We start from the raw sequence: 15514 nt of genomic DNA on the forward strand, positions 1-15514 counted from the left end.
GCAACGCCCGTCAACCCGCAAATCGATGAAAGATCAGCGACGTGTTGATGCCGCCAAACGCAAAGTTGTTGCTCATGATTCGCTGCGTTTCCAGATCGCGGCCCTGAGCGCCCGCGATGTGATCGAGCGGCGCACAGGCCGGATCCGGTGTGTCGAGATTGAGCGTGCCGGCAAACCAGTCGCGAAGCATCATCTCAATGGCCCACCATGCTTCGATGGCGCCGCACGCACCGAGGGTATGGCCCAGATAGCTCTTCATGGCGCTGATCGGCACGTGCGTTCCGAAGAGGCTGCCGGTGGCTTCGCTCTCGGCAACATCGCCGCGGTCCGTGGCCGTGCCGTGTGCGCTGATGTAGTCGATGGCCTGCGGGGCGAGACCCGCATCGTCGAGCGCGAGCCGCATGGCGCGTGCCATTGTGGCCGCGGTCGGTTGCGTGACGTGATTGCCGTCGGTGTTGCAGCCGAAGCCGACGATTTCCGCGAGAATCGTGGCCCCTCGCGCTTGCGCATGTTCGAGCGATTCGAGCACCAGCGTGGCCGCGCCCTCGCCGACCACGAGGCCATCGCGCGCCGCATCGAACGGGCGCGGCGTGAGCTTCGGTTCGTCATTGCGCGTGCTCGTCGCGTACAGCGTATCGAAGACGGCGCTACCGGGGCCGGACAATTCTTCGGCACCGCCAGCGAGCATGACTTTCGCGCGGCCGAAGCGAATGGCTTCGTATGCGTATCCGATGGCCTGGCTGCCCGAGGTGCAGGCGCTCGACGTCGGGATGATGCGGCCTTGGAGTCCGAAGTGCACGCCGATGTTGACAGCCGTCGTGTGCGGCATCATCTGGATGTAGCTCGTCGACGTCACGCCGGCCATCGATCCCGTGTCGACCATGACGCCAAAGGCTTGAATCGGCGCGATGCTGCCCGATGACGACCCGTACGCCACACCGATATCGCCGGGGTCGTGCGCGGCGACATCCAGCGCTGCGTGGGCGAGGGCATGTTCCGTGGCCCGAAGCGCGAGTTGGGCAACCCGTCCCATGGACCGCAATTGCTTGCGCGGCCAGTGCGGCGGCGCAGCGAAGTCTTCCACCGGGCAGGCGAGGCGCCCGTTGAGCGTTTCGAAGTAGTCCCACTCCGGCATGCGGCGCACGGCGTTCTGCCCGGTGCGCAGCGCCCGCTCAATGTCTTCCCAGCGGCTGCCAAGCGCTGTCACTCCGCCATATCCAGTCACTACGACGCGTGTCATCAGACGATCCCTCCATTCACGCCGATGACTTGGCGAGTCACGTAGCTGGCCCCGTCCGACATCAGGAACGACACCACATGCGCCACCTCGTCAGGGCGGCCGACGCGTTGCATGGGCACCATGCGCAGCGCTTCGTCGAGCGCCACGCCCTCGAGCATGCCGGTGTCGACCAGCCCCGGCGCCACGCAGTTGACGGTAATTCGGCGCGACGCCAATTCGACCGACAAGGCTTTCGTGGCGCCGATCAGACCGGCCTTCGCGGCGCTGTAGTTCACCTGGCCGCGATTGCCCATCACCCCGGAGACGGACGCCACCGTGACGATGCGACCGCCGGCGCGCAGTCGCACCATGGGCATCGTGAGGGGATGGACGACATTGAAGAAGCCGTCGAGGCTGGTGTCGATGACACTGTCCCAATCGTCGTCGGACAGCGCGGGGAACGCGTTGTCGCGCGTGATGCCTGCGCCGCAGACAATGCCGTAGTACGCGCCGTGTTCGGCAACGTCGGCGTCGAGCACTTGTCGGCAGGTATCGCGATGACGGACATCGAACGACACGAGCGTGGCTGTGCCGCCCGCTTCGCGAATCTGCGCGACGGTGGCTTCGCCGGGAGCGATCTGCTCACGGCAATGAACGGTGACGGCAAAGCCGTCCTGCGCGAGGCGCAGGGCGATGGCCCGTCCGATGCCCCGGCTGCTGCCGGTGACGAGAACGCGTCGGGTCATGATTGGGGCTCCATCAAGAAGGCAGAGAAATCGGTTGGCTGATGCACCTTGATCGTGGCATCGACCACTGTCTCGTCGTCGGCCTGCACGCAGCAGTCGTAGGCACCGTTGCCGTTGTCGTCGCGTAGCACGCATGTGGCACGCACGAGAACCGGCACGCCGGCGGGCAGCGAGGCCACACGCGCTTCGAGGCGGCGTGTGCCGAGCAGCACGCCCGGCGCGGGGGGCAGGCCTTCGATACGACGGGTGAGCGCTTCGTGCGCGGCAATCGCCTGCGCCATGAGTTCGATGACGATGTGAACGGGCATGTTGCCGTGCGCATCCGCATACCAGGCGTGAGCATCGGGCGTTGCCTGCACGCAGATCGACTCGGCGTCGTGCTCGCATACGTTATCGATGAGCAGCATCGGCGGCCGGTGCGGCAACAACGTCTCGATCGGCGGCCAGACAGAAGCGGCGGGCATCACAGGGCCTCCGCGCGCGAGAGGATGACACTGACGTTGTTGCCGCCAAACGCATAGGCGTTCGTCATGACGTGGCGAGGGGCGCGACCGAGCGTGGTGCCGGGGGTGACGAGCCGCAGGGCGCTGAGCTCGGGGGCGGCGTCTCCATCCCAGACGTGCGGCGGGAGGCGGCCATCGCCTGAAAGCGTGAGCCAGCACAATCCGATGCCTGTCGCGCCCGCGGCGCCGAGCAGATGTCCGGTCATGGGTTTGGTGCCGCTTGCCCACGCGGTGGCACCCAAGCAGGCATGCGTGGCAAGGCTTTCCATCGCGTCGTTCTTCGGCGTGCCGGTCGCATGCAGATGAACATAGTCGATCTGCGAGGGCGCCAGGCAGGCGTCGTGCAAGGCGGCCCGCATGGCGTCGATGGCGCCACGGCCGTCCGGCGCGGGGGCCGAGATGTGATAAGCATCGCTCGATTCGCCAATGCCGGACACGACGATGTCGCCGGGCGCTCGCGACATCAGGCAGAGCATCGCGCCTTCCCCGATGTTGATGCCGTCGCGCTGGCGGCTCATCGGGCGCGCGAGCCCCTGCGAGAGCGACTCGAGCGCGCCGAAGCCGCCGAGGGTCAGATCGCATAGCGTGTCCGCACCGCCGGTCACTACGGCATCGCAGATCCCGCTGTCGATGAGGCGACGCGCCGCACCGAATGCCTTTGCGCTCGACGTGCACGCGGTCGAGATTGTGTAGGCGGGGCCGTGCACGCCGAGCAACTCGGCAACGAACTGCGCCGGTGCCCCGAGGGCTTGCTGGACGTAGTGATACGCCGCCGGTAACGCGCCCCGGTCCGCGAGCGTGCGCAGCGCGGCTTCGCCTTCGGCGATACCCGACGTGCTCGTACCGATCACGACCCCGATGCGCGTTGCCCCATGGCGCGCGATATGGCGTGCGAGGGTGGGGCGCAACGGTTGCGCCGCGGCGACCAGAAACCGGTTGTTGCGACAGTCGTACCGCTGTAGCCGGGCGGGAAGCGAAGGCAGCGCGTCAGTGGCCACGCGCACGGCGCCCACCACGGGGGCGGGGGACGTAGGCGGCGCGGGCACCTCGTCACGAACCCGCATACCGGACGTATCGCCGGCGAACAGTCGCGCGGCGATGCCCGGCAGGTCGTGACCCAGCGCATTGATCATGCCAAGAGCGTGGAGATAGACAGGAGACTTCATGAGCGCAGTTCCGGGTAGCGCAGGCTATAGGGGGCGAGCCACAACGCAAATGCGATGCCGATCGTCAAGGTCAGGCCGAAGGCATGCAGGCTCGGCATGGCGCTGAAGGCGAGCAGGCCGAACGAGAGCAGGGTCGTCGCGGCCGACATCAGCGTGCCGGCGACCGCAATCGCGGCCATGCGCGGGTCGCCGCCGGCACGTAGTTCGCCCTCGCGCAGAAAGATCGCGTAATTCACGCCGACGCCCAGGACCAGCATCAAGCCCATCTGCGCGAACAATGTCAGCGGCAGGTCGAGATAGCCAAACGCTGCGAACACTGCCGCGGTGGCGAGCAACGTCGGAGTGATGGTGGCGATGGCGCCGCGCCACCCGTAGCGACGCGTGAGCAGTCCAGTCACCACGACGAGGGCGGCGGCGAACCAAATTCCGCTTGCGACGCGATACCGGGCAAAAAGCGCCGAGATGGATGCGGCCTTGTCGACGTAGGTCACGCCGGGCAAGTCGGCCGCCACGCGCCAGGCTGCGGCGCTGTCGCGCAGGCCGTGGGGGCGCACGAGGCTGGCGAAATGACCGGCCTTCGCCGGGGCGGACGCCGCCCCCGCCGACGTGCTCACCCGGCCCATCCAGAGCATGCGTAGCGGCGTCGAACCGGGCCACGCGAGCCATTGGTCGACCCGAAGCGGTGGCGTGTCGCTCTCGACGGCGTAGGCATCAGCGTATTGCCGTGCGAATGCCGGGCGGAACCCGGCCCGCGTCATGGCGTCGACCAACGCGTCGGGCGCGTCGAAGCGAGCCGCGCCCAACAGCGCCCGATTGTCGAGTTGACGTTGCATGGACGGCACGAACTGGGAGACGCCGGTCCATCCGTCGAAGGGGGCATCGCGGCGGGCCGCCGCGTCGTCAAGGCGCGCGCCAAGTTGTTCCTCGCGCCGGAGCAGCGCTTCTTCGCTGTCGGCTTGTACCAGCCAGAACTGCGTGGCTCCGTCGATACCGGTGATGCGCGAGATCGCCTGCTCTTGCGCGACCAGTGCGGGATCGCGGGCAATGAGCCGGCGAACGTCGTCGTCGACGCCCAGCCGCCACCAGCCCGGCACGCATGCCAGCAGGATCAGCCCCCCCACCGCCGTGCCGCGCCGCCCGGCAAGCGCGCCGCGCCAGATCGCCAGCCAGCGTTGGGCAAGGGCGACGACCGGCGCGCGCAGCGCAGGCACCTCGCGCGGCAGAAAGGCGGGCAAGGCCCAAACGACGAACACATAGGACGAGAGCAGGCCCGCCAGCGCAAACACGGCGATCTGACGCAACGCAGGGAACGGCACAGTGCCGAGAATCGCGTAGCCCAGCACGCTGGTCGCGAGGGCGATGCGCAATGCCGGACGCAGCATCGGCAGGGTGCGCTGGGCTGCCTCGCGCGTCAGACCGCCAACGCCGACGAAATACTGAATGGCATAGTCGACGGTTTCGCCGATCAGGGCCGCGCCGAAGACGAGCGTCAGCAAGTGCAGCTCACCGAAGATCAGCAGCGTGGCGAGCGCAGCGCACAGCGTGCCGAAGGCGATGGTCGCGAGCCCCATGGCGAGCAGGCGGCCCGAACGGAACGCCCAGAGCGTGAGCAGCGCAATACCGAGCGTTGCAACGATGCCGATGCGATGCAACTCCGTTTCCGCCTGCGATCGTGCCCCTGCCGCATGGAAGACCGCGCCGCTGCGCAGCACTTCCACGCCGGGCGAGAGGTCTACGATCCGCGCTTGTGCCGTGTCGAAGAATTGAGTGATTCGCTGCTGCACCGCGCTGTCGAAGGCCGGGCCTTGCGTTTGCAGCAACACGAGCACCCATGTCTTCCCCGCTTGGCGCGCGCTCAGCCAACCGTCGTCGGGCAACATCCGAAGCTGGCCGAACGGCAGCCGCGTGAGCCAGCGGTCGAGCCAGCCAAAGGGGTCATCGGCCGCGTCGGTCAGGCCGAAGGGGGAATGGGCCAGCGATAGCGGCGGCAAGCTCGCGTCGCCAGACGCATGTCGGCGAAGCTGCGCCTCCAGGTCGCCGCGATCCGCTGGCGAGAGGAGTTGGAAGCGATGCGGCCGATAGAAATTCGAGAGGAAGGCCGGGTCGAACGGCGGCACCCGACCCTGCACGCTCGCGAAAGCGCCGCTCGCACGGGCCAGCGCGTCGAAACGCGCAGCGGCGGCGCGGGCCGCGTGGGCGTCGGGCGCGCCGATCAGGACCACGACACGGTCGCTGACGCTGCCCGCCAGATGGTCCACGGCTTGCTCCGCGACGGGATCGCGCTCGGTCGTGGGCAACAGCGCGAGCACATTGGTCTGCAGCGGCAGATGGCGCACCGCTAGCAGCCAGATACCCAGCAGCACGAGGCCCGCGACGAGGGCGAAGGTGAGTGTGCGGCGCAATGCCCGAGTGCGTGGCGTCATTCGACCATTCGCAGCAGGCGTTGCGCTTGCACGTCGAGCGTGTCGCCGGTGCGCACCTTGTCGAACTGCCACTGGACGGTCTCACCGCGCCGGGTCTCCAGCGTCACGGTGCGCACGGTCGTGTCGCCGCTGAGCGTGAGACGCCGCATCGCTTGAGCGATCTGTGGTTGTGCGGGCGTGAGCACCACCTGCCAGCGACGCAGGGTGCCCGTGACGGAAATGCCGAATTGGGAGGCGAGTCCGCTGGTGTCGCCCTGCATGAATGCATTGGCCCATTCGTTGATCTGCTGCGAGATGGCCGACGGCTGCCCGTCGAGCGACAGCAGCTTGCCGTCGGCATCGATGCGCGCGCTGCGTTGCCGGCCGTAGACATACCCTTGCGGCTGCGGCGAACGCACTTGCCAGATCACGCCGCGCTCGCGCGCGAAAACCAGCGTGCCGCGCGTGAGCGCAGGCGCCGTCAGCAAGGCCGAGGTTCGCGTCTGGACGAAATCGGCGTGCACCACGGGATGCGCACTGACCTGCGCGAGGATTCGCTGGAGCAACGCCGAATCGGCCGCCGCTGATGCCGCAACGGGGGCGGTCTCGGTTTCGGTCGCGACGGCGGGTGCCGACGACAGCCCGACGCCGACCAGTAGGGCGAGGGCAAGCACGCTCGTAGCACGCGGCATCAGATGGCGGCCCATACGGCCTCCAACTTGCTCAGTACGACGGGGGGACTCACGAATTGCAGTTCGCCGTTGCGCGCGTCCACCGCGACCTGGACGGTATATCCCTTGGTCATGCGCGTTTCGGTAGCGATGTCGTGAATCTCGTAGGCGATGCGAAGCCGATTCTCATACTCGGTCAGTGATGCCGTGACACGCACCCGCTGCCCGTAGCGCGCGGAGCGAACGTACTTGAGATGGCACTCGACGATGGGCCAGAGATAGCCGGACGCCTGCATCTGTGGATAGTCGTAGTCGAAGCGGCGCAGCAGCGCGCAGCGTGCGATCTCGAAATACTTGACGTAGTGGCCGTGCCAGGCGACTTCCATGACATCGACGTCATGGAACGGAATCTCGACGTCGGCGAAAGCGCTGAGCCAGGGGGCCTTTTCCGGTCGGCGACCGGTCGTCTCAGTCGTCATTAGGCAGATCGCCTCCATCGGCAAGCCAGGCACGCACGGCGCGCAATTCATGTTCAAGCGCGCGATCTTCGTCGACGAACGGCGATTGCGCGGTGACCGTTTCGAGCCACGCCCGCAGTGCGGCGGGCAGCGGCGCGGCGTCCGGCGAGTGCCGCAAGCGTAACTTGACGGCCTGCGCCACCGCGAGCGTGTGAGCGGCGCCGACCTGTTCGGTGAGTGTCAGCACGCGAAGGCAATCGCGTGCGGCGATCGTTCCCATGCTGACCTTGTCCTGATTGTGCGATTCGGTCGAGCGTGAGAATACGCTGGCCGGCATGGTGTGCTTGAGCGCTTCCGCCGCCCACGCCGATGCGCCGATCTGCACCGCCTTGAAACCATGGTTGATTGGTGCGCGAGGGCCCGTCGCGCCGCTGAGATTGCGGGGCAGGCCGTTGTTGAACTTGTCGTCCACCAGCAGGGCGAGTTGGCGATCCATCAGGTCGGCGAGGTTGGCGACCGCCGTCTTCAGGCTGTCCATGGCGAAGGCGATGTGCCCGCCGTAGAAGTTGCCGCCGTGATGGACTTCGCCGGTGTCGGGATCGATGAGCGGGTTGTCGTTGGCACTGTTGATCTCGTTTTCGACGTCGCGCCGGACCCAGCTCAGCGCGTCGACGAGCACGCCGATGACGTGCGGAGCGCATCGCAACGAATAGCGATCCTGGAGGCGCGCCTCGGGCGGTTCCGTGCGTCCGGATAAGTCGTCGCGAATCCATCGGGCGGCGTCGCGCTGACCGTCGTGCGGCTTGGCGTCGAACAGCGTCGGATGGAAGTGCGCGGCGCGGCCGTCGAGCGCTACGGTCGTCAACGCTGTGAGCCGGGCGGCCAGACGCGCCAGCGTGCGACTGCGTGCGAAGGCGAGACTCGCCAGCGCGGTCATGACGGCCGTGCCGTTCATGAGCGCGAGGCCTTCCTTCGGGGCCAGCGTGATCGGCGCGCCCCCCGTGGCGGCCAGGGCCGCCGACGCTGCGCAGAGGCGGCCGCGATACGTCACGTCGCGCTCGCCGATGAGCGTAGCCGCGACGTACGACAGCGGCGTGAGGTCGCCGCTCGCGCCGACCGAGCCTTCGGACGGAATGCGCGGCAGCACGTCGTGGGCGAGCAGGTGGACGAGTGCCTCGAGGAGTTCCGGGCGCACGGCCGAGTACCCCTGGGCGAGCGACGCCAGCCGGCACGCGAGCACGGCGCGCACGGCCGGGTCGTCGAGCCATTCGCCCATGCCGCACCCATGGTAGCGCGTCAGTTGTGCGGGCAATGCTTCGATGAGCGACATGGGCACGTCGACGACACAGGCATCGCCGTAACCGGTCGTGACGCCGTAGACGGGACGACCGGCCGCAAGGTGCGCGTGCAGCGCGCTCACGCCGCGGCGTATGCGGTCTTGCCACACGGGGTTGGTGGACAGACGCGCGCTGCGGGTGCGTCGGGCCAGCGCGAGAATGTCTTCGATCGTCAGACGGGCCTGGCCGAACACGACGGCCGGCGCTGTCGCGCGGCGCGCGTCGGCGTCAGGGGGCGCGTCGTGAAGCCCATGGCGCGGGGGTGTGCCGGCGCGCGCATCGGCGTCGCTCAGTGAAGTCGGTAGTTGCATCATGATTGTGGCGACTTGCCTCGCCAGAAATCGAAAAAGTTGAACCACTGCATCGGGTACTGACGGCAGTAGTGCTCGAGCCGACGCGCATAGCGCTCGGCGTAGGTGCGCAGGGCGACCTCGCGTTGGGCGCGCGGCAACGCCACGGCATCGGCGAACGGTTCGAAATAGAGTCGGTAAGACGCTTTGTCGCGCAGGCAGAAAAGCAGATACACCGGGCACTCGAGCAAGGCGGCGAGAATGAACGGCCCTTGCGCGAACGGCGCCGATGCGCCGAGGAACGGGGCCGGCACGACCCGACCACCCTCGGTGGAAGGCACGCGGTCTCCGACGATGACAAGCCAGTCGCCCCGGTCGATGCGCTCACGCAGCATGATGGCCGTGGCGGGGCCGATGTCGTCGACCTCGATCAGGTTCTCGGCAAACGCGTCGTTCGACCCGGCGAGCATCGAGCGGAATCGCTGGGCGTGACGGGTGTAGACCACGGCATGGATGCGGTCGATGCCGCGCGAACGGGCGAGTGCGCGGGTCATCTCCAGGTTGCCGAGGTGCGAGCCGATGACGAGGGCGCCGCGCGCATCGCTGGCCGCCGCGTCGAGCGTGGCACGGTCGTCGATCTGGACATGGCGCTCGCCGAGGAGTCCGCGCCAGGCGGCGAATTTATCCAGTGCCGCGTTGGCAAACGCCAGAAGATGCCGGAACGTGTGCCATCGCGTGGGCGCCGGCAGCCCGAGTTCGGGGGCTGCGTTCCGGAGCCGCTGCTGATAATCGCGCGAGGCCGCGCACGCTTGTGTGTCCTTCAGCGCGAAATAGGCCGCCACGGGAATCAGGCAGACGCGCGCCGTGCGCAGACCGAAGCACCGGCAAGCCAGTGCCAACAGGCGCATGCCCAGCAAGCTGCCGCGCTCGGGGCGCCGCCACCACGCCAGGCCGTCGTCGACGGTGGGCGTTGCGGAGGATGTCGCGGAGGATGTTGCGGCGGCCGGCATGGCTGCCACCGCCTGGGCATGTGCACTCGGCTTGCGGCGGCACTTCCGCCACAGCAGTCCCGGCGCGCGCGGGATCATGGCGCATACGAGCCGCGTGTGCATCCAGGAAATGCCGACGTTGTCGCGCAACATCTGGAAGTGCGAAACCCCGTTCTCCGGATAGACGACGCGTGTGCGCCGGCTCTGGATCGGCACGCCGCGCCAGTACAGACGCACCAGAATGTCGGTGTCGAAGGCCATGCGCGATGGTGGCCGGTGGCGCGCCAGCAGCGCGGTGGTGGCCGAAAGCGGATAGACCCGGAAGCCGCACATCGAATCGGCGATGTCGAACGACAATGTCTCGATCCACACCCAGAAGTGCGTGATGTAGCGGCCATACAAACGCCCCTTGGGCACGGACGCGTCGTAGCGTGGCGTGCCGCAGATCACGGCGCTCGGGTGCTGGCGGGCGTCTTCGAGAAAGGCGGAGACGTCGCACAGATCGTGCTGACCGTCGGCATCGACTTGCAGGGCGTGCGTAAATCCGAGCGCGTGGGCGCGGCGCAATCCGTGGGAGACGGCGCCGCCTTTGCCGACGTTGCGCGGTAGCCGTTCCAGCGTCACGGTCTGCGGGTGGTTGGCCTGAATGGCCACGAGCAAGTCGCGCGTCGGGGCGTCGCTCCCGTCATCGACCAGCAGCACCGGAAGGCCTTGCGCGAGCAGCGTGTCGACGATGCGTGCGATTTGCGCCGGGTGGTTGTACACCGGGATCAGCACGCACGGCAGGAAAGGGCATGGCGACAGGCTGGGACCGAGTGTTGTCGTCATCGTTGCGCCTCTCCGGCAAGCGCGGGCGGCGCGGCGTAGACGAGATATCCGGTCGCGGCAGGTCCGCGGGCACCTTCGTAGGCGTAGTGCACGCGACGGCGTGAGGTATCGAACGTCAGCGTGAGGTCGAAGCGTGTTCCCGGCAATACGGGCGCGGAGAATTTGACTTGATGTAACGACGTTGGCGCGACCGCCCAGCCATGACGTGCGGCGTCTTGCGACGCATGCGCTGCGGCAAACCGCGTTGCCCAGTCGATCAGCACCACGCCGGGCAGCAGCGGCAGTCCTGGAAAGTGACCGTTGAAGTGCGCCAGCTCGGGCGGCACGCGCAGGGACATCACGAGCGAACCGTCGAGTGCGGTTGCGGGGGCAGGGTCGTCGGCATCGTTCCACCGAACGCCCAGCACCGAGGGCAGCCACGGGGACGCCGGTGTGAAAAGTGCCGCAATGTCAGCGGCCGTGCGCTTGCCGCGTTCATTGACGGGCAATGTCATCAGGAAACGCCAGCGCTTCGGGAGCATCGTCGCATCGAAGGTCGCGGCCAACGCGTGACGCAGCGTCTCACGCACGGTCTTGAGCGAGCGCTCTCGCCAAGCGCACCGGCCGGCAGGGCTGAGGACGACGGCGACGGCGAGGCGTCCCGCGACCACGGCCGCGGCGGCATCGTCGATCCATTCGTGGCGCAGCAGCGCCGCTTCAACGCCGGGCAATGAGAGCCGCTTGCCCTCGATCTTGACGGTGCGATCGAGGCGCCCCGTCAAGGCGAACGACCCGTCGGGATGCACGACGGCGCCGTCGTCGGTCGGCCACCAGCGCCCGTGGTTGACACGCGGCGAGCAGATTGCCAGTGCACCCTCGTCGGTCAATCGCACGCGTGTGTCGTCGAGCGGGGTCCAGTCGGACGTGCGATCCTGCTGACGCCACGCGATGCCGCCTGTTTCCGTACTGCCGAACACTTCGACCGGGGCGTGCGCCACGTCTGCCGGCAACGAAGGCCGAGCGGTTCGCACGAGGTGGGCGCATTGCAGCGCCGCGTCCTTGGGCAGTGGACCGCCCGACGAGAAGGTGAGGCGGGGCGCATCGCGCCAAACGTCGTCGCCCAGCCATGCGGGCCAACGCGTCAGCTGCGCGGGGCCAGCGATCCAGACGACGGCAGGCCACGTGCGCCACTGCTGCGTTTGCGAGGGCTCCGCGAAGGTGTGCCGAGCAAACGGCACGCCAGCGGCCAACGGCCAGAGCATGCGAAACCACAGCCCGTAGATGTGATGGCACGGCACGCTCGCGACGACGAGCGCCGCTTGCAATTGCGCACCCCAATGCCGGTGCAGCATCTGCACTTCGTCATCGAGTTGCGCGAGCGTCTTCGTGATGGCTTTCGGCTCGCCGGTACTTCCCGAGGTGTAGACAATCAATTCGCTCGAGGCGGGCAGCGCTGCGGCGAGCGCCGTGTGCCCGATCCCTGGCACGACGTTCATGTCATCACGACGATCCGCACAGGAAGCCAACGTGGCCGCATCGATGGCCTCGTCGAAGGCGAAGGCGAAGTCGCGGCGTGTCTGGGTCAGTGCGTTGGGTAACACGACCGGGGTTCGCCCCGCGGCCCACGCGGCGAAAAGGGCGCAGCTCATGTCGTACGGATCGTCCAGACACATCGCCAGTCGCAGGGCAGGGCGTGCCGCAAAGACAGCGTGCAACGCCCCGACGCGTTCGCGCCAGGCGCGCGTGGTGAGCGAGCCAAACGTGCCGAGCCCATGCACGTCGTCTGCGGCGGATCGGCCGTCCACGCATACGACGAGCGACGGCGCGCGAGGCGCGCGCAGCAGTTCGGCTAGCGGCGTGCACGCGCAGGGCGCCAGTCCTGCGGAACGCTCGTGTGAGGCAGGCGATGCTGACGGGGCGGACGATTCGATCGAGGCGGGAACGCTCATGCCGCGCCCTCCGGCGGCGACGTGCCTGCCGCGCAAGCGGACGCTTTTCGCGCCAACATGCGCCGACGCCACCACCATTCCGCCGCAAACAGCAGGCCGATCAGTACGTATGCGATTCCGCCGTTATAGAGCGACCAGATCTCCCGCGACGCCCAAAGCGCCGTGGCGAGCGCGACGGCGCCGTTGAAGATGAAAAATACGATCCACACGCGAGTGACGTTGCGCAGGTAGGGCGTCGCGTCCACCGGCAGGTCGGGCTGATGCAACCGCGCGATGCGCTCGACCATCGACATGGGGGCGCGGAGCGACATCGCAAACGTGAGCCCCATCCCGAGATTGACAGCGACCGGATAACACCGCAGCAACAGCTCGCTGTTGCTCAGCGCTGTCGCGAACGCGAGCGCGGCCAATCCACCGGCCACCGCCCATTCGACGGGCATAAGCAGCCGATGGGCGCGCAAGTTGTGCCGGTATCGCAGGCCGAGGCCGGCAAGGAGCAGCAGTGCCAGATAGCGCGGCGGAACCAGCGAGATTCCGGCGAGGATCAGCACCGGGTAGGCGAGTGCCGCGACGACAGATGGCCAGCGGACTCGGGCTTGTGGGGTGCGCGGCAATGACGCTGGCGCGTCGGCGTGAAGTCGGGGCATGCCGGACGATCAGTCGTTGAGCAACGTACGCACGGCCGCCACAACGTCGTCGACGGTGCGCACGCTCTTGAACTCGTCGGGCTTGATGCGTTTGCCCGTCAGGCGCTGCAGTTGGATGGCAAGGTCTACGGCATCGATGCTGTCGAGGTCAAGCTCCTCGAACAGGTGCGCCTGCAAGGTCACCCGTTCGGGTTCGATCTCGAAGGTGTCGTGCAGGATGGTGCGCAAACGGGAAAGGATGTCTTCGTCGGACAAGGGCAACGTCAATGAACTCATCATTCGGTTTCCTTACTGGGTGCAGCCGCGCTCGCGCAGCAACTGGGCGAGGGTGGCAACACTGCGGAACTGGGCGCGCGCGGCGTCGTCGCCCGCTTCGATTTGCAGGCCGAAGCGCTTGCGCAGGGCGATGCCCAACTCGAGCGCATCGATGGAGTCCAGGCCGAGGCCATCGCCGAACAAGGGAATGTCGTCGGCGATGTCGTCCACCGCAATGTCTTCCAGTTCAAGGGACTGGACGATCAATTGCTTGATTTCAAGTTCTAGTGAAGCCATGTTGAGAAATCTGATCGATGAAAAAATGTTCGGCGAGCGCCGTCAGGCGTCTCGCCGCCAATGGGGCAAGCACGTCCTCGTTGGCGGGCGCGAAGCGAACCGGCGCGGCGGCCACGTGCTCGCTCAAGTCGTCTTCCAGCACACGAACGCGCAGGGTCGGCGTGGATGGGGGGAGTGAGTGCCACCGGTGTTGTTTCGTATAGGCAGGCGGATCACAGTCGATCAGCACGGGCAGGATCGGGCAGTCATGTGCCAGCGCGATGTGCGCGAAACCCCGGGAGAACTTGCCGAGCTGGCCTCGCGACGGGCTGCGTGTGCCTTCGGGAAACACGATGAGGGGCACCGCGTCGGCCAGCGCCGCTTCGCTGGCACCGACGAGCGAGGGTCCGCCGTCGTTACGGAGATAGCCGGCCGCGCGTACGATGCCGGCGAACAGCGGGTTGCGCCAGTGCCGACTGGTGACGATGCAGCAGGCGCGCGGCATGAGTGAGAGCAACACCATGACGTCCATGTACGACGGGTGATTGGCGATCACGATGGCGCGGCCCAGGTGCCGCAGTTTCTCGGCATTCTGGATGTCGAAGCGGATGACGCCCAGGGCACGCGAAGCCGCGACGAGCGCGGCGAAGCCGTGATGCACGATAGCCATGGCGCAGCGGCGGCGGCGGCGCGTGGACATCGGAAGCAAAAGGAGTGCGGGGAATACGATCAGCGAAAAGAGGAGACCGCCGACGGCGAAGCACGACCATAGCCACAGCGACGCCGTGCGCCGCCGCAGGAGCTCCCACCGTAGTTGTGTACAAGAATCAGACATTGGCATGCCGTGCGTCCTCGTGCCATTCCCACTGCCAATCGTGGCGTTCGCCGCGCCAGAGGTCGCTGCCGCCCTCCAGCAGCGACGTGACCAGACTCTGACATTGCGCGCGGCGCTCCGCGTGCGCCTCGCGAGCGGTCGGCAGATGCATCGTGCAGGTCAGGCGCGCGGTGGCACCGGATTCGATCAGTAGCGCCAGAGCGCTCGCGCTGTCGTCGATCTGGCGCGACGTCGGGCCAAAGCAGGCCGGCGGCGCTTCGAAGGCGTAAATCACCAGCAGCGGCGCGTCGGGGGCCTCCCGATGTTGCGTCCATGCGTCGAGCAATGCGTAGCCAAGCGTATCGTCGAGCGCGGCGATGGCATTGATGGCCGAGCGGTCGTCGCGCGCAATGCTGAGCACGCCGGGGGTTGCATTGAGGACCGACAAGCTGAACGCGGTTGGCGAGGGCGGCTCGCCGCGAACCAGCGCGTCAAGCATTTGCGTGGTGCGCTGGATCTCGCCGTGCTGAGAGGCGTACACGACCCGGCACTTGGGCGGCAGCGGACCGCACGCCGTGGCGGCCGACAACGCCAGTCGGGCGAGCGGGCTCAGACGCCGGCGCAACATGGGATCGATGTCGCCGACCTCCGGCTTGCGGGCCGACGCTGCGTCATGTTGACGATAGGCCCACCGGCGCACAGGCAATGCCCAGTGGGCAACGGTGCGGGACGATCCAGCCGTCGCCGAGTGCGCGGGCACCGTGGGTAGCGGCGTCGATTCCCCAGCGGGAACGGCTTCCGAACTCCATAGGGCTGTGCGACGCATCGTTCGCGGGTCGATGTTGTCTGGCATGGCGTTTGAGTGAAAAAAAGCGATTGCCGCTTTGCTGAGCCACGCGCTGTTTCGCTAAATGCGTTGTCACGGCCGTCGCTCGATACGGCCGGATATGGCGGGAGATTCGATAATGAATCGGGTCGCCCTTCC

15 protein-coding genes are annotated in these 15514 nt (G+C 67.4%); all 15 read right to left on the reverse strand.

What is annotated here, in order from left to right; genetic code table 11:
• Positions 1 to 10: 10 nt before the first annotated feature.
• The 15 genes from PCE31106_RS07915 to PCE31106_RS07985 all read right to left on the reverse strand — a co-directional run bounded on the left by PCE31106_RS07915 (position 11) and on the right by PCE31106_RS07985 (position 15355).
• Positions 11 to 1240 (reverse strand): beta-ketoacyl-ACP synthase, encoded by a 1230-nt coding sequence (locus PCE31106_RS07915; RefSeq protein WP_150562947.1) that lies wholly within the window; start codon positions 1238 to 1240, stop codon positions 11 to 13.
• Positions 1240 to 1965 carry a 3-ketoacyl-ACP reductase FabG2 gene (locus PCE31106_RS07920; protein ID WP_150562948.1) on the reverse strand — a complete coding sequence of 242 codons (726 nt, stop codon included), beginning with the start codon at positions 1963 to 1965 and terminating at the stop codon, positions 1240 to 1242. Before PCE31106_RS07920 ends, PCE31106_RS07915 begins: the two co-directional genes overlap by 1 nt.
• Positions 1962 to 2429, reverse strand: a complete 468-nt coding sequence (locus PCE31106_RS07925; RefSeq protein WP_150562949.1) for a hotdog family protein — start codon at positions 2427 to 2429, stop codon at positions 1962 to 1964. Before PCE31106_RS07925 ends, PCE31106_RS07920 begins: the two co-directional genes overlap by 4 nt.
• Positions 2429 to 3634 (reverse strand): beta-ketoacyl-ACP synthase, encoded by a 1206-nt coding sequence (locus PCE31106_RS07930; RefSeq protein ID WP_150562950.1) that lies wholly within the window; start codon positions 3632 to 3634, stop codon positions 2429 to 2431. Before PCE31106_RS07930 ends, PCE31106_RS07925 begins: the two co-directional genes overlap by 1 nt.
• Positions 3631 to 6057 (reverse strand): MMPL family transporter, encoded by a 2427-nt coding sequence (locus PCE31106_RS07935; RefSeq protein ID WP_150562951.1) that lies wholly within the window; start codon positions 6055 to 6057, stop codon positions 3631 to 3633. Before PCE31106_RS07935 ends, PCE31106_RS07930 begins: the two co-directional genes overlap by 4 nt.
• Positions 6054 to 6743 carry a LolA family protein gene (locus PCE31106_RS07940; protein ID WP_017234801.1) on the reverse strand — a complete coding sequence of 230 codons (690 nt, stop codon included), beginning with the start codon at positions 6741 to 6743 and terminating at the stop codon, positions 6054 to 6056. Before PCE31106_RS07940 ends, PCE31106_RS07935 begins: the two co-directional genes overlap by 4 nt.
• A complete protein-coding gene (locus PCE31106_RS07945; RefSeq protein ID WP_017234802.1) occupies positions 6728 to 7186 on the reverse strand; it encodes an acyl-CoA thioesterase in 459 nt (152 codons plus the stop codon). The genes PCE31106_RS07940 and PCE31106_RS07945 overlap by 16 nt, the downstream gene beginning before the upstream one ends.
• Positions 7176 to 8816: an HAL/PAL/TAL family ammonia-lyase gene (locus tag PCE31106_RS07950; protein WP_254440946.1), complete on the reverse strand. Its 1641-nt coding sequence runs from the start codon at positions 8814 to 8816 to the stop codon at positions 7176 to 7178. Before PCE31106_RS07950 ends, PCE31106_RS07945 begins: the two co-directional genes overlap by 11 nt.
• Complete coding sequence (locus tag PCE31106_RS07955; RefSeq protein ID WP_017234534.1) at positions 8813 to 10609, reverse strand: glycosyltransferase family 2 protein; 1797 nt, start codon at positions 10607 to 10609, stop codon at positions 8813 to 8815. The genes PCE31106_RS07950 and PCE31106_RS07955 overlap by 4 nt, the downstream gene beginning before the upstream one ends.
• A complete protein-coding gene (locus tag PCE31106_RS07960) occupies positions 10606 to 12537 on the reverse strand; it encodes an ApeI family dehydratase (RefSeq protein WP_174975028.1) in 1932 nt (643 codons plus the stop codon). Before PCE31106_RS07960 ends, PCE31106_RS07955 begins: the two co-directional genes overlap by 4 nt.
• A complete protein-coding gene (locus PCE31106_RS07965) occupies positions 12534 to 13088 on the reverse strand; it encodes a COG4648 family protein (protein WP_017234536.1) in 555 nt (184 codons plus the stop codon). The genes PCE31106_RS07960 and PCE31106_RS07965 overlap by 4 nt, the downstream gene beginning before the upstream one ends.
• Positions 13089 to 13193: 105 nt before the next feature.
• The gene (locus tag PCE31106_RS07970; protein ID WP_026132055.1) at positions 13194 to 13439 is read right to left on the reverse strand and encodes an acyl carrier protein; all 246 of its coding nucleotides are present in this window, start codon (positions 13437 to 13439) and stop codon (positions 13194 to 13196) included.
• Positions 13440 to 13472: 33 nt separating this feature from the next.
• Positions 13473 to 13736 (reverse strand): phosphopantetheine-binding protein, encoded by a 264-nt coding sequence (locus PCE31106_RS07975; protein WP_026132056.1) that lies wholly within the window; start codon positions 13734 to 13736, stop codon positions 13473 to 13475.
• Positions 13717 to 14385, reverse strand: a complete 669-nt coding sequence (locus tag PCE31106_RS07980) for a lysophospholipid acyltransferase family protein (RefSeq protein ID WP_174975030.1) — start codon at positions 14383 to 14385, stop codon at positions 13717 to 13719. Before PCE31106_RS07980 ends, PCE31106_RS07975 begins: the two co-directional genes overlap by 20 nt.
• Before the next feature lie 157 nt (positions 14386 to 14542).
• On the reverse strand, positions 14543 to 15355 hold the full coding sequence (locus tag PCE31106_RS07985) for a beta-ketoacyl synthase chain length factor (RefSeq protein ID WP_157211500.1): 813 nt from the start codon (positions 15353 to 15355) through the stop codon (positions 14543 to 14545).
• Between the last annotated feature and the right edge of the window lie 159 nt (positions 15356 to 15514).

This window comes from Pandoraea cepalis (assembly GCF_902459665.1).
Lineage (GTDB): Bacteria > Pseudomonadota > Gammaproteobacteria > Burkholderiales > Burkholderiaceae > Pandoraea > Pandoraea cepalis.